Genomic DNA, 21,082 nt, shown 5'->3' on the forward strand with positions numbered 1-21,082 from the left:
GTGAGTGCGCCCAGGTTGATGAGATCGTTGATCCGGATTCCTTCTCCGAGGCGTACCGTTCCGGTTCGTGCCATGCGGCCTCCCACTAAGGGTTACAGCCGCAATCTAATGCCAGAGTAAACAAAGTGAACGGCATTCCGCCTTCGTGGACTGGCTTGCCCGCGTGCGCTGTTTGGGTGTCGGGCGCGGCCATGCTCGAGAGCTGATCGGGTGCCATCTCCCGCGTGCAGGTGAAGCCCCGAGCGGGACGCGACAGCGGCCCGAGTCGGGGCTTTCCGCTTTCCGAGCGGCGGGTTCACCCGCTCTTGGGGCCCTTGGTCTGCGTTATTGCTGCCCTCGCGCCCCCGAGGCCCCGAGTATGTGACCGCTGCCGCGCCCTGCCTGGGAGGCGGCCGCGGTTAGATCCTTCGCCCCGCGACGATCCGTTCGCGGGCCGGTTCGGTGCGCCTGGGGCTCAGGATGACAGGCTGTTGCGCATCAAGGACTTGGGTGCGCACCCCGGCCTGAAGTGTACCCCCTCGCCCACGCTGTTTGTGGGAGAGGGTGGACGAGCCTAAGCGAGGACGGGTGAGGGCCCCACGGCAGCCGAGGCCTCGGACCTTGCGCGACCGAGCCCCGCATGGGAACCGAAAACCCAAATCGTTGTACCGGATGATGTTGCGCCGCGGCCCGCACGTACGGCCGCGGCTTCTGTTTGGGGAGGCGATGATGACGACGACCAACAACGACTACCTGGTGCGCGCCACCGCGCTGAACGAGCGCGTGCGCGCCTTTGCGCTGAACGCCACCGGCGTGGTGAACGAGCTCCAGCGCCGCCACGACACCTATCCGGCCGTCACCGCCGCCCTCGGCCGCACGGCCATGGGCGCGCTGCTGCTTTCAGCATCGGCGCTCAAGGAAGAGGAGCACGCCCTGACCGTGGACGTGCGCGGCAACGGGCCGGTGCGCCGCATTTTGGTGACGGCCAACGGCCGTGGCGAGGTGCGCGGGTTCGTCGGCAACCCGCACGCGCACGCCGACCACCACGCCAGCGGCAAGCTGAACGTGGCGGGCGTGGTGGGTACCGACGGCTACGTGTCGGTAACGCGCGACCTGGGAATGCGCGAAACCTACCAGGGGATGGTGGAGCTGCTTTCCGGCGAGATCGGCGAAGACCTGGCGTACTACATGTACAAGAGCGAGCAGACGCCGTCGGCTGTGGGCATCGGGGTGTTCGTGAACCCCGACCTGACGGTGGACGCGGCGGGCGGATACATGGTGCAGCTGCTTCCCGGCCTTTCGGACGAGGAGATCGTGGAGATCGAGCAGCGCGCGGCGGCGCTTCCCCATCCCACCACCATGATCCGCGAGGGCACCACCCCCGAGCAGATCCTGGAGATGCTGTTTCCCGAGGGCTACACCTTCGGCGACCGCTATCCCATCTCGTTCAACTGCCCCTGCTCGCGGCAGCGGTTCGAGGGCGCCATCGTCAGCCTGGGCAGCGACGAGATCCAGCGCATCATCGACGAAGAAGACCAGCCCTACACCGAGGTGGTCTGCCACTTCTGCAACGAGGCGTACCACTTTTCGCCGCACGAGATGCAGGGGATCCTCGACCGATCCCGCGACTGATTCGCCGGCTCCGTCAAACGGCGGTTTCACGCAGAGGACGCAGAGAAAAGGGAGAGGACGCAGAGAACTGAACGTTGTTCTCTGCGTCCTCTCTTTTCATCTCTGCGCCCTCTGCGTGAAGCTCTTGTCGGAATTCTCCCCACACGATGGTCGGGGCCGCCATACTTCTGCCGATTGGAGAATCCGCAAAAGTATGGCCGGCGTTCGTCCGTGCGCTGACGGTCTGGGGATGGCTGCACTCGTAGCTTTCTCGGCGTTCACCCGCGGTGTGCGGGTCGCAAACCCGATCGAGAAAGCAAGCAGCCATGAGCGCCCAGAACATCACCGACAAGCCCGCCACCCCTTCGCGGCGCGATTTCCTGCGCGTGGCCTCGCTCGGCATCGCGGTGCCGGTGGCCACGGCGGCGCTGGCCGCGTGCAAGACCGAGGAGGCGCCCAAGGCCGCGGCCGCCGCCGCTCCCGCCGCGGGACCGCACGCCGACAGCAACCACAGCGGCGGCACCACCGCGGCCCATCCGCGCACCCCGGCCCAGATCCGCGCCGCCGCCGACGAGATGGACAAGCACCACGAGGCCGGCATCAAGTCGTTCCCGGCCAAGACCGAGGGCAAGGGCAACCAGGTCCTGCAGCCCCGCGTGGAGAACGGGGTGAAGGTGTTCGAGATCACCGCGAGCAAGCTGCAATGGGAGATCGAGCCCGGAAAGCGCGTGGAGGCCTTCGCCTACAACGGCCAGGTGCCCGGCCCGCAGATCCGCGTCACCGAAGGCGACAGGGTGCGCGTGGTGGTGAAGAACCAGCTGGAGCAGTCCACCGCCGTGCACTTCCACGGGGTGATTACGCCCAACGACCAGGACGGCGTGCCCTTCATCACGCAGCCGCCCATCAAGCCCGGCGACACGTACACGTACGAGTTCACCGCGAAGAACGCCGGCTCGCACATGTACCACTCGCACCACAACGCCGCCGAGCAGGTGGGCAAGGGGCTGCTGGGCGCCTTCCTCATCCTCCCCCGCCGGCCCCGCGCCATCGAGCGCGCCGACGTGGACTACGTGATGGTGATCAACGACGGCAGCCACGGCTACACGCTCAACGGCAAGAGCTTTCCCGCCACGGAGCCCATCGTCTGCAAGCTGGGCCAGCGGGTGCGCGTGCGCTTCATGAACGAGGGGATGATGATTCACCCCATGCACCTGCACGGCATGCACATGACGGTGATCGACAAGGACGGCTACCCGCAGCCGATGCCGTGGAAGTGCGACACGCTGAACGTGGCGCCCGGCGAGCGCTGGGACGTGATGATCGAGGCCGACAACCCCGGCGTGTGGGCATTCCACTGCCACATCCTCCCGCACGCCGAAACGCCCAACGGCATGTTCGGCATGGTGACGGCGCTGATCGTGGAAAAGTAGGAAACGAACCACCGTTTCACGCGGAGGACGCAGAGATGACAGAGAGGACGCAGAGGGCTCGGCCAGCCTCTGCGTCCTCTCCCTTTTCTCTGCGTCCTCTGCGTGATGCTCTTCCGCCAAGCTTCAGCCGCGAGGACGGATGCGCACGGTGACGTCGGCGCTGCGGATGATGGTTTCGCCGGTGCGCGGGTCGGTGCTCACGTTCACCGGCGCGCCGCGCACCTCCACCTGCGCGTCGCCCACGCTGCCCGAGTAGCGCAGGCGCCCGGCCTCGGACCCGCCGGCGCGGGGAGCGCGCCCCGCGTCGGGGCGCCGCAGGGCCGACATGGTGGCCTGGTGCGACTGGCCGCCGCGGGTGTACGTCCACCGTACCTGCTGGCCCGGCTGGATGGCCCCGAACCGCCGCCATCCCGCCTCGCTGGTCAGCGGCACGCCATCCACGTGCGTCAGCCGGTCGCCCCGGCGCATCCCGGCGCGCGCGGCCGGGGTGCCGGGCTCCACGCTCACCACGCTGGGCGTTTCGCGGAAGCGAAAGCTGCGCACGCCGTTGTTCTCGCTGGTCCCGCAGTTGTTGCACCGCATCCCGAACCCGAACCACCCGTCGGGCATGATCTCCGGCGGCGGCGGCGGCGCGGGAGGGGCGGGCGGAGCCGGCGGCGCGGGTGCGTGCGGAGCGTCGGGGGCACGCGGGGCGGCCGGCGCGTGCGGCGGCGGGCCCTCCCCCCGCACGGAGCCGGGACGCGGGGGCGCGGGAGGCCGGGGCGGCGCCCCGGGTGCACGAGGCGCGGGCGGAGCGTGGGCCGCGGGGGGCCGCGGCGGGGCAGGAGGACGGGGAGGCGTCGGCAGCCGCACGCACCGCTGGCCGGCGGTGATCGTCACGTCCTGCACCCGGCCGTCACGGCGAACCGAGAGCCTCACCCGCTCGCCGGGGTCGACCTCGGAAAAGCGTCGGCCGCCCTCGCTCGTCGTGATCAGGTGCCCATCCACGGCGACGAGCACGTCCCCCTCCCGCAGCCGTCCGCCGCCGGGCCCGTCCGCACTCACCCCGCTGATGCGCGGCTCCGAGCCGAAGTCCCAGGCGTCCCTGCCGTTCCGGTGCTCCTGGTTCATGGTGCCGGTGGTGATGCTGAGGTTGTCGAACCCCAGGTGCGTCCTGACGATCCCGCGCCCGTTGTCGCAGCGGCGCTCCTGTCCCTGTCCCGGTGCCGCGCTCAGCACCGCAGCCATCGCGGCCGCGGCCCATCCATATCTCATGCTCATGGGATCATCCCCGTGTGTCGTCGTTTGTCAGAACCAGACCACGCGCTGCTTGTCGCCCGCGGCGGCCTTCGTGGTGTCGGCCTTCTGGAACCCCGCCAGGACGGCGCTGGCCACCGGGTCGTCCGGGGCGATCCGCACCAGCTCGTCCGCCGCCGCGCGAAGCATCCGCACGGCCACCTCGCGCCCCTGTGCCGCGTGCGCGCCGCTGTCCCGGGTCGTCGCCAGCTTCGACAGCGCCTGCACGTACGCCGTCCCCGTCTGCTGCACCAGCATGGCCGTGTTGCGTGAATTCTCCGCCTGGACGGCGCTCACCACCTCGGCCGTGGCGCGCGTGCCCATCCACTGCCCCACGGCGATGCCGCTGGCGAACAGCGCCAGGCTGGCCGCTACCGCCCCGCCCAGCCAAGAGGCGGGAAGGCGGCGGATTCCCCGGCGCGGCGCCGCGGCCTCGATCACCCCGTGCTCGCGCAGGGCGCGCACGGTGCGCTCTTCCAGCAGCCGCCCCGGCTGGCGTTCGCGGGGCAGGTCCTGCAGCGCGCTCCGCAGCTCGGGCGGCAGTTCGTCGTCGTCGTGAAGGTCAGGCGTGCTCATGTCGTTCCTCGTGTACGGGCTCCAGCATGCGCCGGAGCGCCCTGCGTGCATGGGAGAGCTGGCTCTTGGAGGTGCCGGGCGCGATGCCCAGCCGCTCCGCGATCTCGTCGTGCGTAAAGCCCTCGACGTCGTGCAGCACCAGCACGGCCCGCTGTCCCGCGGGGAGCAGGGCAATCGCCCGCTCCAGGTCGATGCGGTCGCCGTCGCTGGCCGGCGGGCGGAAGGGCTCGGGCGTCCCCGGCTCCATCGGCAGCTCCCACCGCCCCTGCTTTCGCAACAGCCCGCGCGCCACGTTCAGCCCGATTCCCGTCAGCCAGGTGCCGAACGCCGCCTCCCAGCGGAAGGTGGGCAGCGCCTCGGTGGCGCGGATCCACGTTTCCTGCACCACGTCCTCGGCATCGTGCTCCGCGCCGCCCACGATGCGCAGCACGAACTGGAACAGCCGCGGCGTGTGGCGGCTGTACAGCTCGCGAAAGGCACGTTCGTCCCCCCGGAGGAGAAGCGCCTGTGCGAGCGCATGGTCGGGTACCGCGGGCGTTTCGGCTCTCATGCGATACTGAGTGGCGCGGCGGGCGGGATTGGTTGCATGAGGGGAAGTGCGGGAGTGCGGGAGTGCGGGAGTGCGGGAGTGCGTGAGTGCGTGAGTGCGTGAGTGGGCGGATGGCGATCAGGCGATGGAACCAGGTCTCCCCCTCCCCTGCGTAGCGGGGGAGGGGGGCCGGGGGGAGGAGGCTCCCGCGGCATGCACCGGCACCCTGTCGAACCCCGGCTGAAGTTCCCCCCTCTCCCGCGCCGTTTGCGTGGGAGGGGCCGGGGGAGGGGGAACCCCGGACGCGTCTCGGGCCTGGGTGCTCGCTACCGCGCCCGGGCTGAAAAGTGGCGCGGGCTATAGATCCTTCGGCGCGCAAAGAATGAGGTACGGGCCGGTCCAGTGCGCCTGCGCCTCAGGATGACACCGCGTTCCCGCCGTCACACTCCCCGCCCCATGCTCGTTCTCTGGCCGGCAAGGAAATCGAACGAACCACCCGCGCCCGAGGAGAGACCTCATGAATGTGCTTCGTCGTACCGCTGCCGCCCTTGCGTCAGTCGTGGCGCTTTCCGCGTGCTCCGGCAACCCCACGCTCGCGGACGAGGAGGCGCGGATGGAAAGGAGCCGGCAGGTGTGGAACGCGCAGGGCCTCGACGACTACCGGATGACCGTCAGGATCACTGGCGGGCTGCTCGGCGGCTCGGCTATCATCGAGGTTCGGGACGGCGTTCCCGTTTCCGTGCAGCCGGCGGAGGGCGGGCCGCAGCACCTTCCCATGTCCGCCTTCGCGCGCTACGACACGGTCGAGGAGCTGTTTGCCGTCCTGGAGCAGGCGTTCGACACCGGCGCCGACGACGTGGACGCGACCTACGACGCCACACTGGGCCTGCCGCTGACCGTCGCCATCGATCCCATGGAGAACGCCATCGACGAAGAGCACGGGTTTCTGGTCGAGGGCTTCACGAAGCTGTAGCAGGCCCAGCCTGGCGCGGCGGGCCAGCGTGTAGGCGACGTCGGTCTCGGCGGATTCCATGCACGCCACGATAGCGCGCCTCGGCTGACCGGGCCAGGGAATTCGTCGGCCTGCGCGCTCGCCGTGGCCCCTCCCCCGGCTGATGGGAAGGGTGCGCTTAGCTGTTCCCGGCCCATGCCCCTTGCGGCCCTCTCTCCCCGGCCCTCTCCCCCGCAAGCGGAGGAAAGGGAGAATTCGATCGCGCTCCGGCAGGTCCGGCGTGCGTGCAGGTGAAGCCCCGAGCGGGACGCGACCAGCGGCCCGAATCGGGGCTTTCCGCTGTTCCAGACGCGGGTTCACCCGCCCCTGGCACCTGGACTCGCAACTCGTTACCCGCCAACGCACAAACCGCGATCCGCCATCCGACAAAAGGCTTGTGCGGTGAACGGAGTGAACACTATCGTGCGTCCACTCCGTTCCGATCCACCGGGCGGCTCACCCTCAACCGGCTACGACGATGTCGACCGCGACTACCCTCATCGACGGCAACGCGCACCAGGGACAGCACTTTGAGGCCGTCGCGTACACGGCTGTCGGCTTCGGTGTGTCTCCCCGGGAGGGCACGACCGCGATCGAGCCCCCATCCGCGCGAGGGGAGGTGCCGGCACTTCGCGACTCGCTGTTCCTGGCGCTGGCGGAAAGCGACTCGATCGGCGTGGCCGTGTGCGACCGCGACTTCCGGTACCTGGTGTGGAACCGGTTCATGGAAGCGACGACGGGCCTCTCCGCCGCACAGGTGCTCGGCCGCAACGCGCTGGACGTGTATCCGGGGCTGCGCGAGGAGGGACTGGAGCGCGTCCTCCGCCGCGTGCTGGCGGGCGAGATGGTGTCGCTGCCGGATAGACGCTACACGGTGCCGGGGGTGCGGTCGGGGTGGATGTGGGCGCAGTACTGGCCGCACCGCGCGGCAGACGGCTCCGTCGTGGGCGTCATCGGCATCGTGCATCCCGTCTACGACCGCGCCATGCACGCCCGCGCACTCTCGCGGCTGCGGCTGGAAAGCGACCTCCGCCGGGCGCTGGACCGCGGCGGGCTGACCGTGCACTACCAGCCCATCGTATCGCTGAAGACGGGGCGGATCTGCGGGATGGAGGCGCTCGCGCGGTGGTGGCATGCCCAGCGGGGATGGGTGGCGCCGCACGAGTTCGTCGCCTCGGCCGAGGAAACGGGGATGATCGTGAGGCTGGGCGGACGCGTGCTGTCGGAGGCCTGCCGCCAGCTCCGCGCGTGGACGGACGCCCTGCCCGCCGCGGCGGAGCTGAGCATGAGCGTCAACCTCTCGGTCCGCCAGTTCGCCCAGCCGGACCTGGCGGAGCAGGTGAGGCGGGCGCTGGAGGAGAGCGGGATCCATCCCTCGCGCCTGCGGCTGGAGGTGACGGAGAGCGTGCTGATCGACAACGCCGAAGCCGCGGCGGCCACGCTGGCCGGCCTGCGGGCGCTGGGGGTGCGCGTGTGGATGGACGACTTCGGCACCGGGTACTCGTCGCTTTCCACCCTCCACCGCCTCCCCATCGACGGGGTGAAGGTGGACCGCTCCTTCGTGGCGGCGGTGGACGGGCGGGCCGCACGCGTGCTGGCGGCGGTGGTGGCCCTGGCGCAGGGGCTGGGCCTGGAGGTGGTGGCCGAGGGCGTGGAGCACGCCGGACAGCTGGGCGAAGTGCGCACCCTGGGCTGCGACGCCGCCCAGGGCTTCCTGTTTTCCCGCCCGCAGGACGCGGACGCCACACTCGCCCTCCTCGCGGCGGACCCGGCGTGGTGAGCCGGCCCCGGAAGGAGACCCTTTACAAAACCCAACGATAGGATTATCGTATGCCAGTGGTACTGCGCATGGACGGTTTCGTGTTCCGGGTGAACACCCACGACCATCCGCCGCCGCACGTTCACGTACGGGTCGCGGGTACGTGGGCGCGCATCGCGGTCGGCCCGCTGAGGGCCGAGCCGTACGTGATGCCCGGATGCACCATGCGCGACAAGGACGTGGCGGGCGCGCTCGAAATCGCGCGTACCTGCCAGGCTCACCTGCTTTCCGAGTGGAGGAACTACCATGGCGGCGATCACTGACCTGAACAGAAACGCGGTGTCCGGCGGGGCCGCGGGGGAAGGCGAGCCCCGCGCCGCGACCGCGTGGTACGACGAACCGGCGCGAGTGGTGATGGTGGAGATGAAGAACGGGTGCCGGTTCGGCTTTCCGCCGGCCCTGGTGCCCGGGCTCCAGGAAGGCACCCCCGCGCAATTGGCGGCGGTGGAGGTGTGGGAAGACGGCGAGGTGCTGCACTGGGAAGCGCTCGACGCCGACGCCGACCTGAACGGGCTGATGCTGCACGCCTTCAACGTCAAGGCGTGGGCGGCGCGGTACCTGGGCTCCGCCACGTCCGAGGCCAAGGCCCGGGCCGCGCGTGAAAACGGAAAAAAGGGCGGACGCCCGCGCGGGAAGGCCGCTCCGGGCTGAGGCGCCCGGGAGCGCGCACGCGGCGCGCAAGATGCAGGCGGGCACGGGCAAGCTGAACAGTCTTGGCCGGGACGCGGGGCCCCGGTATACTGGTTGTCGCCCCCCCGTTCATTTCCGCCGTGGCGCCCTCTCCCGGCGCGCACTCCGGGCCTGCTCTCGGACCCCGCGATGAACACCGCCCTGCCTCCGGGCCTTCACCTGCACGACGGGCTGCGCCGGCTTGCCGAGCTGCACCTGGGCTCGCTCGACGGCCTGGAGCCCGGCTGGCTGCGCTTTCTGGAAGCGGTGGACGCCGAGTTCCGCCGCGCCGAAGAGGCGCGCGGGCTGCTGGCGGGCAGCCCCGCCACCGAAGCGGGCGACCTGCTGGACCGCTACTACCGCCTGCAAAGCGACGTGGCCGCGCTGGACCGCGCCGCCGAGGCGCTGCGCGAAAGCGACCGCCAGTTCCGCGAGCTGGCCGAAACGGTCGCCGCCGCCACCTTCGTCTACCAGGGCACGCGCTTCCGCTACGTGAACGCCGCCGCCGAGGAGCTTACCGGCTACAGCCGGGCCGAGCTGCTGGCGATGACGTTCTGGGACATGGTGCACCCCGACTTCCGCGAGCTGGTGCGCGAGCGCGGGCTGGCACGCCAGCGCGGCGAGGCCGTTCCTCCGCGCTACGAGTTCAAGATCCTTCGCAAGGACGGCGGCGAGCGCTGGCTGGACTTTACGGCCGGCGTGGTGGAGTACGGCGGCGAGGCGGCGGCGCTGGGCACGGCGTTCGACATCACCGCGTACCGGGAGGCCGAGGCCGAGCTCCAGCGGCAGGCCCTGGTGTTCGACAGCCTGTACGACGCGGTGATGTTCACGGACATGAACGGCCGCCTCGCGGGATGGAACCGCGCGTCGGAGCGGGTCTACGGCTGGACGCGCGAGGAGGCGCTGGGGCGCGGGCCCGAGCTGTGGCTGGGCCCCGAGCGGGCCCAGGAGGTGGCCCAGGAGGTGTTCGACGCGCTGGACAGATTGGGACGCTGGCAGGGGCGCATCCCCTTCGTCCGCAAGGACGGCAGCGAGGGCGTATCGGAAACGCTGGTGATGCCGCTGCTGGACGCCACGGGGCGGCGGGTGGGGGCGGTGGGGGTGAACCGCGACGTCACCGACCGCGAACGCGCGCAGGAGGAGCTGCGGCGCAGCGAAGAGCGCTACCGGCTGATGGTGGCCGGGAGCGAGCAGGTGTTCTTCTATTCGCACGACCGCGCCGGCCGCTTCGAATACGTGTCGCCCTCCGTCGCCAGCGTGCTGGGCTACGCGCCCGAGGAGCTGGTGGGGCGCAGCTACCACGAGCTTCACCCCTCGCCCGAGTCCGACGCCCTGGTCGACGAGCAGACGGCGCAGACCGTGGCGTCGGGGGGCACGCCCAACACCTATCCCACTACGGCGAAGCACCGCGACGGGCACATGGTGGCGCTGGAGCTGGTGGAAACGGCCGTCACCCGCGGCAACCGGGTGGTGGGGGTGCACGGGTTCGCGCGCGACGTCACCCCCCGGCGCGCGGCCGAGCGCGCGCTGCGCGAGAGCGAGGGCCGCTACCGCTCGCTCTTCGAGCAGTCGCGCGACGCCATCTACATGACCACGGTGGACGGCAACTTCGTGGACATGAACCCGGCGTGCCTGGAGCTGTTCGCCTACACGCGCGAGCAGATGCTGCGCATGCGCGTGGGCGACCTGTACGCCAACCCGGCCGACCGCCAGCGCTTTCGCGACGAGATCACCCGCGCGGGGTACGTGCGCGACCACGAGGTGCGCCTGCGGCGCGCCGACGGCGAGGCCATCGACGCCCTCCTTTCCGCCTCGCTGCGCACCGCCCCCGACGGCACGGTGCTGGGCTACCAGGGCATCATCCACGACATCACCGAGCGCAAGCGGGCCGAGGAGCAGCTTTCCTACGGCGCCCTGCACGACGCGCTGACGGGCCTTCCCAACCGCCTGCTGTTCGTGGACCGCCTGGAGCACGCCGCCGAGCGGGTGCGCCGGGGCGACCACCTGTCGCTGGCCGTGCTGTTCCTGGACGTCGACCGCTTCAAGGTGGTCAACGACTCGCTGGGCCACGGCGTGGGCGACCAGCTGCTGCGCGAGGCGGCGGAGCGGCTGGAGCAGGCGCTGCGCCCGGGCGACACGCTGGCCCGCTTCGGCGGCGACGAGTTCACCGTGCTGCTGGAGGGCATCCAGGGCCCGCTCGAGGCCACGCACGTGGCCGAGAAGCTGCTTCACGCCGTCGCCGAGCCGTTCACGCTGGAGCGGCACGAGGTGTTCGCCACCGCCAGTGTGGGCATCTCGCTCTCCGCCACGGGGAACGAAAAGCCCGACGAGCTGCTGCGCGACGCAGACGCCGCGCTCAGCCGCGCCAAGATCCTGGGAAAGAACCGCTACGAGGTGTTCGACCGCGCCATGCACGCGCAGGCGCTGTCACGGCTGCGGCTGGAGTCGGACCTGCGCCGCGCGCTGGAGCGGGGGGAGCTTCGCCTGGCCTACCAGCCCATCGTGTCGCTGGCCAGCGGCGGGGTGGAGGGCTTCGAGGCGCTGCTGCGCTGGCGGCACGCCGAGCGGGGCGACATCACCCCCGCCGAGTTCATCCCCCTGGCGGAAGAGACGGGGCTGATCCTGCCCATCGGCCGCTGGGTGATCGAGGAGACCTGCGCCCAGATGAAGCGCTGGCGCGAGCAGCTGGGGCACGGGCGGGTGTCGATGTCGGTGAACCTGTCGCCCCTGCAGTTCGCCCAGCCCGACCTGGCCGACCACCTCGCCGCTACCCTGGCCGGCTGCGGCGTGGAGCCCGCCCGCTTCCGTCTGGAGATCACCGAGACGGTGCTGCTGGACCACGAGGCCAACGCCGTGCTCATGCTGGAGCGGCTGCGCGAGATGGGCGTGGTGCTGTGCATGGACGACTTCGGCACCGGATACTCGTCGCTGGGCTACCTTCACCGCTTTCCGCTGGACGTGGTGAAGATCGACCGCTCCTTCGTCCGGCGGATGGACCGCGACGGCCGCAGCGCGCAGCTGGTGCACGCCATCGTGAACCTGGCGCGCAACCTTCGCGTGGGGGTGGTGGCCGAGGGGGTGGAAACGCGCGAGCAGCTCGCGGCGCTGCGGGGGATGGCCTGCGACGAGGCGCAGGGGTTCCTGTTCGCCGAGCCCATGCCGGCGGAGAAGGCGGCGCTGATGATCTCCGCGAACCCGCACTGGTGAGCGGCTTGCGCCCCCGCGGCGGCGGGCCGAGCACCTGGAACATCTGTGTAAGTCGATGCACCGGGCGCGTTTAGAATTGTAACGATTTGGCACGGGCCATGCATTGCGCCCCCGCTGGCACAAACATGGGGGTGACATGGCACTGCGCAGCTTCACGGATTCCACCGGGCACGAGTGGCGCGTGTGGAACATCGTCCCGCAGTACGGGACGGGGTCGGACGACGATACGTTGACGCCAGGGCTGGAAGGCGGCTGGCTGTGTTTTGAGAACGACGGCGACAAGCGGCGGCTCTGCCCCATTCCCGACGACTGGGAGACGGCGGACCCCGGCCAGCTGGAGCGCTACTGTGGGCAGGCCAAGGCGGTGCAGCGGCGGAGCCTGGTCTGAGGGGAAAGTACCAAGTACCAAGTGCGAAGTACCAAGAACAACGAGGGCGACGGATCATGGTCCGTCGCCCTCGCCTGTCGTATGCCCTGCTACCTGGCACTCGGTACCTGGGTACTTGGTACTTCAGTAGTACGGGTTCGCGCCCGCGTCGTGGTCCGTGAGGTCCACGATGTCGCGCACCTCGGGGATCTCCTCCCGCACCATGCGCTCGATGCCCTGCCGCAGCGTCATGGCCGAGGCGGCGCAGCCCTGGCAGCCGCCCATCATGCGGACGTAGATCACGTCGTCGGCCACGTCCACCAGCTCCACTGAGCCCCCGTGCGAGGCGATGCGCGGGTTCACCTCGTCGTCGAACAGCCGCTGCACCTTTTCCGCGAGCGGGCCCGAGACGCCGGCGGACCCCGTGGCGCTGACCGGGGGGGCGGCGGGGCGCGAGGGACGGGGCGTCTCCACCCGGAACCCGCCCTGCTCGTCGGACCAGTCGATCGTGGCGCCGCTGAGCAGGTTGCTGGTGTCGAGGTTCAGAAAGACGCGGATGCCTTCGAGGTTGATGGCGATCTCCGTCTTCTGCTTGTCCTCCCGCTCCACCAGCGAAATGTCGTACTCGCGGTCTACCAGGCTGGCGCCTTCGCGCAGCGCGATGCGCAGCGCGGGGTCGCGCACCACCTCGGCCTGCACCAGGCCGTTGATCTTGTCGCGCGAGGTATCGGTCAGCTGAATCATCGTCGGGGCTCTGTCGTAACGTATCGTTCCTGATGCGGATACACTCACCCCGCCGCGCGGTTCGCACAAGCCCCAAAACGCAGAAGCGCCGCCCATTGGACGGCGCTCCATCGCACTCCCTCATCTCGTGCCCGGTCAGGGCTTTCCCCCGTTGCCCCGGCCGTTGCCGCGGCCCGGACGCTCGGTGGGGCCGGGAACGGAAGCGGGCGGGCCGCCGCTGCCGCGTCCCCGCCCGTTCGCGCCGTTGCCGCGGGACGGGTTCTGGCCGGGGGGCGCACTGCTGCGGGAGCGCTCGGCGGCAGCCTCGCCAGGGAGCCGGCGCAGCGCCTCGGGGCCGCGCTGCAGGGCGGTCTGCACCCGGGCCAGGGCGCGCTCGGAGCTTTCGCCCTGGCTGACGAGCTGCGTCAGCGCGGCGATGGCCATGGCGCGGCGGTCGGCGGGGGCAGCCGAGGCAAGCTGGCCTAGAACGCCGGGCTGCACCCCCGCCTCCAGCGCGTCTGCGCCCACCGACAGGTCGGCGGCGGTGATCGGTGACGTGCGGGGCGCGCCGGCCATGGCGTCGCGGGCGTTCGAGAGCGACGCCAGCCGGCGCTCCACCACGGCCGCGATGCGGTCCAGGGGCACGCCCTTGGCGCGGCCCTCGGCCACCTTGCTTTCCAGCAGCGACACGGGAATGCCCGCCGTCTGCGCCTGGCGCCGGGCGGCCTCGATCCGCTGCTCCGGGGGCTGCGCCTGCGCCGCGGCGGGAACGCCCGCCAGGGCCAGGAGCAGCACCACGATCCATCGTTGGTTCTTCATGTTTGCAGCCGATGTACCCTCATCCCGCCATTTCGAACCTGTAGACGACGCCACCCGGCCGCGCGTCACGGAACCACCACCACGGCCGAGCGTCCGCCGAATCCATCCTCCACCGATGGTACGCCGGGCGGCAGCATCATCTGCCCGTCCGCAAGACGGTAGGCGAAGTGGTGGGCGCCGGGCGCGGTCCGTACCCGCGCCACCCACCAGTCGCCCTCCGCCGCCATCGGCACCGGCTGCCAGCCGCTGAAGTCGCCGACGACGGATGGCGGCTCGGCGTGGTCCTTCCGCGGCAGCCGGAACACGGCTTCACCGGGAACGACGTCGGGGAGCAGCGGGGGCGGGCGCTGGCGCTGCCGGCCGAGGGCGCGCGAGACCTGCAGGTTCCAGGTGCGGCGCGGGGTGCTCCAGTAGAGCGGATCGAACGGCTCCTGGCGCACGGAGGCCTGCACGCTGGCGCCGGCCATCACCCGCACGCGCACCCCGGCCCCGTACGACGCGGCGGGGCGGGGATGGTCGCCCCCGAGCCATCCGCCGGCGTGGGCCCATGCACCGCCCCAGGCCCGCCGCAGCTCCGCGGTTCCGCCCGCGTACGGCCAGTCGCCGCCGTCGCCGCGAAGCAGCCGCGCGTCTCCGCCCAGCTCGATGCCTTCGGCCAGGGCGAACGCGAGCCGCGCGGCGGAGTCGTGGAAGCCCCGTGTGGTGCTGGAATCGCCCGTCACGTCCGTCGCGGCGGAAACCCCGGAGCTGAGCGAGGCGGACAGCGCGCCGCGCCGCCAGCCGAGCGTCGGCAGCAGCTCCGCCGTGCCCCCGGTTCCACCGGCGTTGGGGCCCGATGCACCGTACGCGTAGCCGTTCACGGAGGCGTTCAGGCCCAGGTCCACCCCCTGGACGGTGGAGAACGGGAGCCATCCGCCCAGTCCCCCGGCGCTCCACCTGGGTCCACTGCCCTGCACCGGCACGCCGGCCGACAGGTACAGCCACCGGCCGGTGCCCTGGTATCCCAGCCCCAGCGAGGCGGAGGTGGTGGCGACACGCGCGGCGACGGGATCGTGAAGGGCACGGCCCGCGGCGGCCTCGGCGCTCCAGCCCTGGGCCGCGGCGGGCGAGGCCAGGAGGAGCGCGGCGGAGCCCAGCGTCAGCCGCACGATCATGCCGAGCCCAGCGGAGGAAGCGAGATGCGGCTGTTGGTGCCGCCGAAGTCGTCGTCCACCTGCTGCGGGGCGTGGGGGTCCGGCACCCACTCGGTGCCGTCGACCACGAAGACGTAGTCGTGCACGCCGGGCTTCAGCGGCACCAGCGCGGTCCACACGCCGGCTTCGGATTCCTGCAGCGGAACGGTGGGCTGCCAGCCGGTGAAGGTGCCGGCGATGGCTACCTGGCGCGCCCGCGTCTCCAGCCGGAACTGCACGTACACCACGGGCTGCGCGGCCGTGGCGGTGACGGGCGCGATGGCCACGCGCGCCGGGGTCCGGTCGCCGTCCAGCGTGGGGATGGCGACGGCGGCGGCGAGCGCGCACAGGCCGCCGGCCAGCGCGTACGCGGGGCGGAAGGTCAGGCGCAGCGGGCGCGGGTTCCACAGCCAGTCGGTGACGGCGCGCCAGCCGCGGCTGGGCACGCGATCCGGGAGTGCGTCCATGACGCGCGCGGCCAGGTCGGGCGCGGGCGTGGAACGCACGTGCGCGGCGGCGCGGTCGAGCAGCGCGCGCAGCTCGTCGGCACGCGCGCGGTCGCCGGGCGCCAGATCGGCGCCGGAGCGGCTGCCGTCGAGGTAGTCGTGTATGTCTTTCATGATGTTCACCATCCAATGCTGCTCCGCCGGTGCGGTGCAGTACGCAGACGATCCGGCACCCCCCACGTCACAAATCGCGCCGGTGTCGAGCCGGTGTGGCGCGTCCCCTCAACCTTGGCGCGCCACACCCTTGTCATCCTGAGGCCAAGCCACACCGCACTCGCCCGCACGCCGTACTCCGCGGGCCGAAGGATCTGGCCTGGGGAACGTAACAGCCCGGGCGCGGCAGCGGTCACGGAGGCGTGGGGCTCGGCCTCGCTCGGGTGCGTGGCGTTTCCATTGGTCCGGCGCAGTCCCCCGGCTGCCCTCACCCCCGGCCCCTCTCCCGCAAGCGGGAGAGGGGAGAATTCGAACGCGCTTCGGCTGGCTATCCGCAGTCGAATTCTCCCTCTCCCCTGCGACGCGGGGGAGAGGGCCGGGGAGACGGGGCTGCCGCGGCATGCACCGGCAGCCAGTCCAACCCGATCGAAGTTCCCCCCTCTCCGCACGTAGTTTGTGCGGGGAGGGGCCGGGGGAGGGGCCTCCTCATCCACTGTACCGCTCCGCGCGCCGGATGTTCATCCGCACCGGGCGCGCTGCTTGCAAACGCCGGCGCACACGAGTGCCTTTTCCCGAATCAGTAGACCATGCCCGCGACGAAAACGTTGGACCTGCCCGTGGAGGAGCTTGCGGCCCGGCTGGGGGCGGACCGCCTGGAGCGCGACGTGCCGCTGGCGCCGCACACCACGTTCAAGATCGGCGGCCCGGCGGACCTGATGTTCCGCGCCCTGACCCCCGACGAGCTGGCGCAGGCGGTGCTGGCCGCGCGGGAGCTGGAGATCCCCTTCTTCCTGCTGGGGCTGGGCGCCAACATCCTGGTGGGCGACGGCGGGTTTCGCGGGCTGGTGATCAAGAACGACGTGCAGACCATCGACTGGCTCGACGACACGCGCGTCAAGGCGGGGTCGGGCGTCAAGATCTACCACGACCTGATCCAGATGACGGTGGCGCGCGGGCTGGGGGGGCTGCAGCACTACGTGGGCATTCCCAGCACGGTGGGCGGGGCGGTGTGGCAGAACCTGCACTTCCTGTCGCCGCCGCCGGAGCGCGAGCGCACCATGTTCATCGAGGAGGTGGTGGAGGGCGCCACCATCCTGTCGGAAGAGGGCGAGGTGCGCGAGGTGGGCCTGGACTACTTCCAGTTCGGGTACGACTACAGCATCCTGCACGACCGCAAGGACGTGGTGCTCGACGTCACTTTTCGCCTGGAAGCCACGGACCGCCAGGTGATGCGCGACACCATCCGCGAAAACCTGATGTGGCGCGACGACCGCCACCCCGACCTGTGGCTGTATCCCAGCGCGGGGAGCATCTTCCAGAAGCTGGAGGGGCTGGGCGCCGGGCGGCTGATCGACCAGTGCGGCCTGAAGGGGCACGTGCTGGGGAACGCGCAGATCTTTCCCAAGCACGCCAACATCATCGTGAACCTGGGCGGCGCCACGAGCGCCGACGTGCGCGCGCTCATCGATCTCGCGCAGAATACCGTGAAGCGTGAGCTCGGGTACGAGCTGAAAACCGAGATCGGGATGGTGGGCGAGTTCTGATCCCGATCGATGCCCCGGCTCGGATAACAGCAATCACGCAGAGGGCGCAGAGGGGAACGGAGAGGACGCAGAGGGCAGCCACGGCCCCTCTGCGTCCTCTCTGTTTTCTCTGCGTCCTCTGCGCGATGCTGCTGTCCGATACTTACCCGATCGCGGCGACGTTCGCGGCCGCGGGGCCCTTTTCACTGGTGACGAGGTCGAACTCGACCTCATCGCCCTCCACGAGCGTGCGGAAGCCCGAGCCCGCGATGGCGGAGTAGTGGACGAAGCAGTCCTTCGCCCCGTCCTTCGGCGTGATGAACCCGAAGCCCTTGGCGTCGTTGAACCACTTCACGGTACCGGTCTGGCGCATTGCAGTACTCCCAATGAGATGTGTCGCGTGGGCTCGATTGCCCCCCACGCCAGGCATACGCCGCCTGTCCACCGATGGACGGCAGGCTTACGGGGCCACGAATTGGCCCCACGATTCATTCGGGGTTGAGCTTCGGTACGTCGCGGAAGGACCAACGGGCTGTCCTGCGGATGGAGCGGGTGCGTGCTACGACCTTTTGTGTCGTGTTGAGGAATGTTCCGGCACAACCTAATCGTCCAGGTGCAAGGCGTCAAGAATACCGGAAGACGACGAAGTCGGCGGACACACTGCGCTTATCGGGCTGTAGTGGACGAAGTGTCCACCGCCGAAGCGTTCATCGATACCGGTCGGCGAGGCGGGCCGGGTCGGCACCCAGCGCGTACGCCAGCCGCAGGCGCCACATCAGCAGGATGGTCCGCGCGATTCCCCGCTCCTCCCACCGCCGGCTGGACGTGGTGACTCGCTCGCGGAGGCACAGCGGCGGACCGAGGCGTTTCAGCGCCGTGGACAGCGCAACATCCTCCATCAGCGGGATCGCCGGGAAGCCGCCCGCGCGCCGGAACCAGTCCGCGCGGACGAAGATCGCCTGGTCGCCCGTGGCGATGCCGGTCACGCGCGAACGCAGGCCGATCATCCGCTCGACGACGCGCAGCCCAGGCGCAGCGCCGCTCAGCCGCACGTCGAAGCGGCCCCAGCCCCGCCCTGTCGTCCTCAGTCCACCCAGCACCAGGTGGTCCGCGTCCGGCGGAAGCAGCGTGTCCGCGTGAAGGAAGAGCAGCACGTCGCCCGTCGCCACGGCGGCGCCCGCGTTCTGCTGCGCCGCCCGCCCGCGTGGGGACGCGATCACCTGGTCCGCCATCGGCCGAGCCACCTCCGGCGTGCCGTCCACGCTTCCGCCATCCACCACCACCACCTCGTGCCCGCGAGCCCGCAACTGCTGCAGCGGGGCGAGCGTGGCCGGGAAAGCGGCGGCCTCGTTCAACGCGGGGATGATGATGGAGATGCGCGGCATGGATGGATGGGCGGGGAACGGACGAGGGCTCCCTTCTGGCGAAAGGAGCCCTTTGCGGCCGGCTGCAACGCCGAGCTTACTGGCGGGTGCCGGCCCGCCCCTGCGACAGCACGCGGCTGCCGACCAGGCGCCCCGCGGCGTCGAGCGTGAACTCGATGACCGCGCCGGTCTGATCGCGCACCTGCCGCACCACCTGGCCTCCCTGGCCGGCGGTCTGGCGCAGCACGGGCAGCGTAAGCAGGCTGCCGACCACGCGCGAGCCCGCCACGCCGCCCGCCGTATCCAGCGTCTGCTCGACGATGTTCCCCGAGGCGTCGAGCGTGCGCGTCACCGTCTGGCCCAGCGTGTTCACCGTCTGCGACAGCAGACCGCCCGGCTGCGTGACGTTGTTCAGCGTCTGCCCCACCGTACCCGCCACGCCGCTGACGGGCCCGCCCGGCTGCAGCGCGGTGTTGGCCACGCCGCCCACCGTGTTGACCGTGTTGTTGACGGTGCCGGTGAGCTGGGTGATGATCTGCGGGTTGGCGTCGATGAAGGCCAGCGCGCGCTCCACCACCTGCACCACGTTGTCCAGGTCCACCAGCAGCAGGGCCTGCGCGCGGATGCCGTCGATCCCCAGGTTCACCTCGGCGATCTGCACGTCGGCGCCGGCGTTCACGCGCACCAGGTTGGCGACGCGGGCATCCAGCGCCACGCGGGCCTGCAGGTTGTTCACGTTCAGCCGCACCCGGTCTACGCACAGGTTGGGGATGTCGAGCACCACGTCGTACTCCGCGGCCCGCCCCGTGGGCCCGGGGGCCTGGCGCGCCGCCGCGGCCCCGGTCGCCTGGCGCCCGGCCGCCGGCCCCGCCTGGCAGCGCACGACGCTGCGGTTGCCCTGCGCGGCCACCTCGGCCACGGACAGCGTCGCGGCGAGCACAGCCGCCCAACCCATCACCTTGCGCATCGCGCCCTCTCCCCCGGGATCGTCCAGTTTACGGCGTCGGATTCCCTCGCGGCTCCAGCAAAATCGGAGCCGTTCCTTCCATCCACCACCGGCACGGAACTTGACTTCCGCCGCCCCGGCGCTGCACGCACCCTGGCCCGGCATTCCGAATGATCTGGACGATCGCCCGCACGCTGGCAGTCACGCTGGTCCTGGCCGCGTTCTCCGCTCCGGCGGGTGCGCAGACCGATGCGTGCGCGGCGGTGGGCGACAGCGCGGCGGCCCAGCCGGCCCGCGCGCCGGACGTGGCGATCTCGGCGTCCGTCACCGCGCGCGAGCTGACCTTCCAGTCGCGCCCGCAGGCGAGCGTCCGGCTGGCCGGGTGCGCCCTGCCGGACACCGTTCGCGTCACCGAGCGCAGGAACCTGCCCGCTCCGGTGCAGCCGGGGGTCGTGTACCGCGACGTGCACGTGGCGGTAGAGGTGCACGCGTGGGTGGATGCCGAGTGCCTGCTTGCGGGGCTGGACGTGCTGAAGCAGCCGTCCTCCGCCGCGGCGCCGGCCGGGGCTCCCGTGCGGGATCCCGCGACGTGCCTGCGGGTGGACGCGGCACCGCGGCCCTCCGCCCCGCCCCGATGAAGATCGTCACGCCGCCCGGACCGTCCGGGCGCGATGGACACGACAGGAGAATGAGCCGATGATGCGCCAGTGGACCACGGTTGCCTCGCTCGCCGCGCTGATGCTTGCGGCGCCCGCCGCCGCGCAGGTGACCACGGACACGGTGCGCGCGCCGCGCACGGTGGGCTCGACGCAGATCCAGGGCACCGCGACGCGCACCGGCCGCACTCCGGCCGCCACCGCGCGAACGGGGCAGTTGGGCACGCCGCACTACGACGTGGTGCTGGAGGTGCCCGAGCTGTCGGTAGACTCCCTGGGCCTGACCGTCGCCGGACTGCAGGCCCACCTGTCGCTGAACGCCAACGCCGCCAGCCTGGTGTCGCTCACCGCCGGGGCGGACGTTTCCATCGACCGGGTGGAGCTGCAGATCATGGGCGTGCTGGCCCAGGTGTACCTGTACATCGACCTCGACAACGTTACGCGCATCGTGGACCGCGTGCTCGCCACGCTGGAGCGCAACCCGCAGCTCTTCACGCAGCTCCTTTCGACGGTCGACAACACGGTGAACACCGTCGGCGGGGTGGCGAACACGGCCCTGCAGCCCGGCGGCGTGGTCGGCCAGATCGGCGGCCAGGCGCAGCCCGCACAGCCGGCGCGTCCGCGTCCCTGATCGACGGGATCGACCGGGGCCGCGGACTCTCCGCGGCCCTGGAAATCCTTCGGTCCCCCGCCAGTCCGATTCGTTCGTCCCATTCTCCACTTCCAATTCCGTAATCCCGCCCCGCATCCCGGCACGCCACTTGCTT

Annotated in this window: 21 protein-coding genes; 11 read left to right on the plus strand and 10 right to left on the minus strand. The window is 71.0% G+C overall.

What is annotated here, in order from left to right; genetic code table 11:
* The first annotated feature begins 705 nt into the window (after window positions 1–705).
* Window positions 706–1,611 carry an Hsp33 family molecular chaperone HslO gene (gene hslO / locus VGB24_RS18215; RefSeq protein WP_331074374.1) on the plus strand — a complete coding sequence of 302 codons (906 nt, stop codon included), beginning with the start codon at window positions 706–708 and terminating at the stop codon, window positions 1,609–1,611.
* Between the two features lie 305 nt (window positions 1,612–1,916).
* Window positions 1,917–3,020, plus strand: a complete 1,104-nt coding sequence (locus tag VGB24_RS18220) for a copper oxidase (RefSeq protein ID WP_331074375.1) — start codon at window positions 1,917–1,919, stop codon at window positions 3,018–3,020.
* A 123-nt stretch (window positions 3,021–3,143) separates the two neighbouring features.
* Here VGB24_RS18220 and VGB24_RS18225 read toward each other — a convergent pair whose 3' ends face one another.
* The 3 genes from VGB24_RS18225 to VGB24_RS18235 are packed head-to-tail and all read right to left on the minus strand — an operon-like array spanning window position 3,144 to window position 5,421.
* Window positions 3,144–4,280 (minus strand): PDZ domain-containing protein, encoded by a 1,137-nt coding sequence (locus VGB24_RS18225; protein ID WP_331074376.1) that lies wholly within the window; start codon window positions 4,278–4,280, stop codon window positions 3,144–3,146.
* A gap of 27 nt (window positions 4,281–4,307) precedes the next feature.
* Window positions 4,308–4,871, minus strand: coding sequence for a hypothetical protein (locus VGB24_RS18230; protein ID WP_331074377.1), 564 nt, complete (start codon window positions 4,869–4,871; stop codon window positions 4,308–4,310).
* A complete protein-coding gene (locus tag VGB24_RS18235; protein WP_331074378.1) occupies window positions 4,858–5,421 on the minus strand; it encodes an RNA polymerase sigma factor in 564 nt (187 codons plus the stop codon). Before VGB24_RS18235 ends, VGB24_RS18230 begins: the two co-directional genes overlap by 14 nt.
* A 496-nt stretch (window positions 5,422–5,917) precedes the next feature.
* Here VGB24_RS18235 and VGB24_RS18240 point away from each other — a divergent pair, with 496 nt between their 5' ends.
* The 6 genes from VGB24_RS18240 (at window position 5,918) to VGB24_RS18265 (ending at window position 12,474) form a co-directional block, all read left to right on the plus strand.
* Window positions 5,918–6,373 (plus strand): DUF6174 domain-containing protein, encoded by a 456-nt coding sequence (locus VGB24_RS18240; protein WP_331074379.1) that lies wholly within the window; start codon window positions 5,918–5,920, stop codon window positions 6,371–6,373.
* Window positions 6,374–6,869: 496 nt separating this feature from the next.
* Window positions 6,870–8,171: a sensor domain-containing protein gene (locus tag VGB24_RS18245; RefSeq protein WP_331074380.1), complete on the plus strand. Its 1,302-nt coding sequence runs from the start codon at window positions 6,870–6,872 to the stop codon at window positions 8,169–8,171.
* 50 nt (window positions 8,172–8,221) lie between these two features.
* A complete protein-coding gene (locus tag VGB24_RS18250; protein ID WP_331074381.1) occupies window positions 8,222–8,473 on the plus strand; it encodes a DUF4160 domain-containing protein in 252 nt (83 codons plus the stop codon).
* Window positions 8,457–8,861, plus strand: coding sequence for a DUF2442 domain-containing protein (locus tag VGB24_RS18255; RefSeq protein WP_331074382.1), 405 nt, complete (start codon window positions 8,457–8,459; stop codon window positions 8,859–8,861). Before VGB24_RS18250 ends, VGB24_RS18255 begins: the two co-directional genes overlap by 17 nt.
* Window positions 8,862–9,029: 168 nt before the next feature.
* Window positions 9,030–12,086: a PAS domain S-box protein gene (locus VGB24_RS18260; protein WP_331074383.1), complete on the plus strand. Its 3,057-nt coding sequence runs from the start codon at window positions 9,030–9,032 to the stop codon at window positions 12,084–12,086.
* Window positions 12,087–12,222: 136 nt separating this feature from the next.
* A complete protein-coding gene (locus tag VGB24_RS18265; protein WP_331074384.1) occupies window positions 12,223–12,474 on the plus strand; it encodes a hypothetical protein in 252 nt (83 codons plus the stop codon).
* Between the two features lie 123 nt (window positions 12,475–12,597).
* Here VGB24_RS18265 and VGB24_RS18270 read toward each other — a convergent pair whose 3' ends face one another.
* The 4 genes from VGB24_RS18270 to VGB24_RS18285 form a co-directional block, all read right to left on the minus strand.
* Window positions 12,598–13,197, minus strand: a complete 600-nt coding sequence (locus VGB24_RS18270) for a NifU family protein (RefSeq protein WP_331074385.1) — start codon at window positions 13,195–13,197, stop codon at window positions 12,598–12,600.
* 135 nt (window positions 13,198–13,332) lie between these two features.
* Entirely contained in the window at window positions 13,333–13,995 is a 663-nt protein-coding gene (locus tag VGB24_RS18275; protein ID WP_331074386.1) for a hypothetical protein, read from the minus strand.
* A gap of 65 nt (window positions 13,996–14,060) precedes the next feature.
* The gene (locus VGB24_RS18280) at window positions 14,061–15,149 is read right to left on the minus strand and encodes a glycogen-binding domain-containing protein (RefSeq protein ID WP_331074387.1); all 1,089 of its coding nucleotides are present in this window, start codon (window positions 15,147–15,149) and stop codon (window positions 14,061–14,063) included.
* Window positions 15,146–15,787 carry a glycogen-binding domain-containing protein gene (locus tag VGB24_RS18285; RefSeq protein ID WP_331074388.1) on the minus strand — a complete coding sequence of 214 codons (642 nt, stop codon included), beginning with the start codon at window positions 15,785–15,787 and terminating at the stop codon, window positions 15,146–15,148. Before VGB24_RS18285 ends, VGB24_RS18280 begins: the two co-directional genes overlap by 4 nt.
* 626 nt (window positions 15,788–16,413) lie before the next feature.
* Here VGB24_RS18285 and murB point away from each other — a divergent pair.
* Window positions 16,414–17,370, plus strand: coding sequence for a UDP-N-acetylmuramate dehydrogenase (gene murB, locus VGB24_RS18290; protein ID WP_331074389.1), 957 nt, complete (start codon window positions 16,414–16,416; stop codon window positions 17,368–17,370).
* A 142-nt stretch (window positions 17,371–17,512) separates the two neighbouring features.
* Here the strand turns inward: murB and VGB24_RS18295 are convergent, their stop codons facing one another.
* The 3 genes from VGB24_RS18295 to VGB24_RS18305 all read right to left on the minus strand — a co-directional run bounded on the left by VGB24_RS18295 (window position 17,513) and on the right by VGB24_RS18305 (window position 19,680).
* Window positions 17,513–17,722, minus strand: coding sequence for a cold-shock protein (locus VGB24_RS18295; RefSeq protein ID WP_331074390.1), 210 nt, complete (start codon window positions 17,720–17,722; stop codon window positions 17,513–17,515).
* Between the two features lie 334 nt (window positions 17,723–18,056).
* Window positions 18,057–18,734: a TIGR04283 family arsenosugar biosynthesis glycosyltransferase gene (locus VGB24_RS18300; RefSeq protein ID WP_331074391.1), complete on the minus strand. Its 678-nt coding sequence runs from the start codon at window positions 18,732–18,734 to the stop codon at window positions 18,057–18,059.
* A gap of 76 nt (window positions 18,735–18,810) precedes the next feature.
* Entirely contained in the window at window positions 18,811–19,680 is an 870-nt protein-coding gene (locus tag VGB24_RS18305) for a hypothetical protein (RefSeq protein WP_331074392.1), read from the minus strand.
* A gap of 149 nt (window positions 19,681–19,829) precedes the next feature.
* Here VGB24_RS18305 and VGB24_RS18310 point away from each other — a divergent pair, with 149 nt between their 5' ends.
* Window positions 19,830–20,297: a hypothetical protein gene (locus tag VGB24_RS18310; RefSeq protein WP_331074393.1), complete on the plus strand. Its 468-nt coding sequence runs from the start codon at window positions 19,830–19,832 to the stop codon at window positions 20,295–20,297.
* 58 nt (window positions 20,298–20,355) lie between these two features.
* Window positions 20,356–20,946: a hypothetical protein gene (locus VGB24_RS18315; protein WP_331074394.1), complete on the plus strand. Its 591-nt coding sequence runs from the start codon at window positions 20,356–20,358 to the stop codon at window positions 20,944–20,946.
* The last annotated feature ends 136 nt before the right edge of the window (window positions 20,947–21,082 follow it).

It is taken from the genome of Longimicrobium sp. (genome assembly GCF_036399935.1).
Classification (GTDB): domain Bacteria; phylum Gemmatimonadota; class Gemmatimonadetes; order Longimicrobiales; family Longimicrobiaceae; genus Longimicrobium.

Excerpts from the sequence above, each read along its gene's own strand:
- hslO (WP_331074374.1), top strand. The coding sequence starts at position 706 with ATGATGACGACGACCAACAACGACTACCTGGTGCGCGCCACCGCGCTG.
- VGB24_RS18220 (WP_331074375.1), top strand. The coding sequence starts at position 1,917 with ATGAGCGCCCAGAACATCACCGACAAGCCCGCCACCCCTTCGCGGCGC.
- VGB24_RS18225 (WP_331074376.1), bottom strand. The coding sequence starts at position 4,280 with ATGAGCATGAGATATGGATGGGCCGCGGCCGCGATGGCTGCGGTGCTG.
- VGB24_RS18230 (WP_331074377.1), bottom strand. The coding sequence starts at position 4,871 with ATGAGCACGCCTGACCTTCACGACGACGACGAACTGCCGCCCGAGCTG.
- VGB24_RS18235 (WP_331074378.1), bottom strand. The coding sequence starts at position 5,421 with ATGAGAGCCGAAACGCCCGCGGTACCCGACCATGCGCTCGCACAGGCG.
- VGB24_RS18240 (WP_331074379.1), top strand. The coding sequence starts at position 5,918 with ATGAATGTGCTTCGTCGTACCGCTGCCGCCCTTGCGTCAGTCGTGGCG.
- VGB24_RS18245 (WP_331074380.1), top strand. The coding sequence starts at position 6,870 with ATGTCGACCGCGACTACCCTCATCGACGGCAACGCGCACCAGGGACAG.
- VGB24_RS18250 (WP_331074381.1), top strand. The coding sequence starts at position 8,222 with ATGCCAGTGGTACTGCGCATGGACGGTTTCGTGTTCCGGGTGAACACC.
- VGB24_RS18255 (WP_331074382.1), top strand. The coding sequence starts at position 8,457 with ATGGCGGCGATCACTGACCTGAACAGAAACGCGGTGTCCGGCGGGGCC.
- VGB24_RS18260 (WP_331074383.1), top strand. The coding sequence starts at position 9,030 with ATGAACACCGCCCTGCCTCCGGGCCTTCACCTGCACGACGGGCTGCGC.
- VGB24_RS18265 (WP_331074384.1), top strand. The coding sequence starts at position 12,223 with ATGGCACTGCGCAGCTTCACGGATTCCACCGGGCACGAGTGGCGCGTG.
- VGB24_RS18270 (WP_331074385.1), bottom strand. The coding sequence starts at position 13,197 with ATGATTCAGCTGACCGATACCTCGCGCGACAAGATCAACGGCCTGGTG.
- VGB24_RS18275 (WP_331074386.1), bottom strand. The coding sequence starts at position 13,995 with ATGAAGAACCAACGATGGATCGTGGTGCTGCTCCTGGCCCTGGCGGGC.
- VGB24_RS18280 (WP_331074387.1), bottom strand. The coding sequence starts at position 15,149 with ATGATCGTGCGGCTGACGCTGGGCTCCGCCGCGCTCCTCCTGGCCTCG.
- VGB24_RS18285 (WP_331074388.1), bottom strand. The coding sequence starts at position 15,787 with ATGAAAGACATACACGACTACCTCGACGGCAGCCGCTCCGGCGCCGAT.
- murB (WP_331074389.1), top strand. The coding sequence starts at position 16,414 with ATGCCCGCGACGAAAACGTTGGACCTGCCCGTGGAGGAGCTTGCGGCC.
- VGB24_RS18295 (WP_331074390.1), bottom strand. The coding sequence starts at position 17,722 with ATGCGCCAGACCGGTACCGTGAAGTGGTTCAACGACGCCAAGGGCTTC.
- VGB24_RS18300 (WP_331074391.1), bottom strand. The coding sequence starts at position 18,734 with ATGCCGCGCATCTCCATCATCATCCCCGCGTTGAACGAGGCCGCCGCT.
- VGB24_RS18305 (WP_331074392.1), bottom strand. The coding sequence starts at position 19,680 with ATGCGCAAGGTGATGGGTTGGGCGGCTGTGCTCGCCGCGACGCTGTCC.
- VGB24_RS18310 (WP_331074393.1), top strand. The coding sequence starts at position 19,830 with ATGATCTGGACGATCGCCCGCACGCTGGCAGTCACGCTGGTCCTGGCC.
- VGB24_RS18315 (WP_331074394.1), top strand. The coding sequence starts at position 20,356 with ATGATGCGCCAGTGGACCACGGTTGCCTCGCTCGCCGCGCTGATGCTT.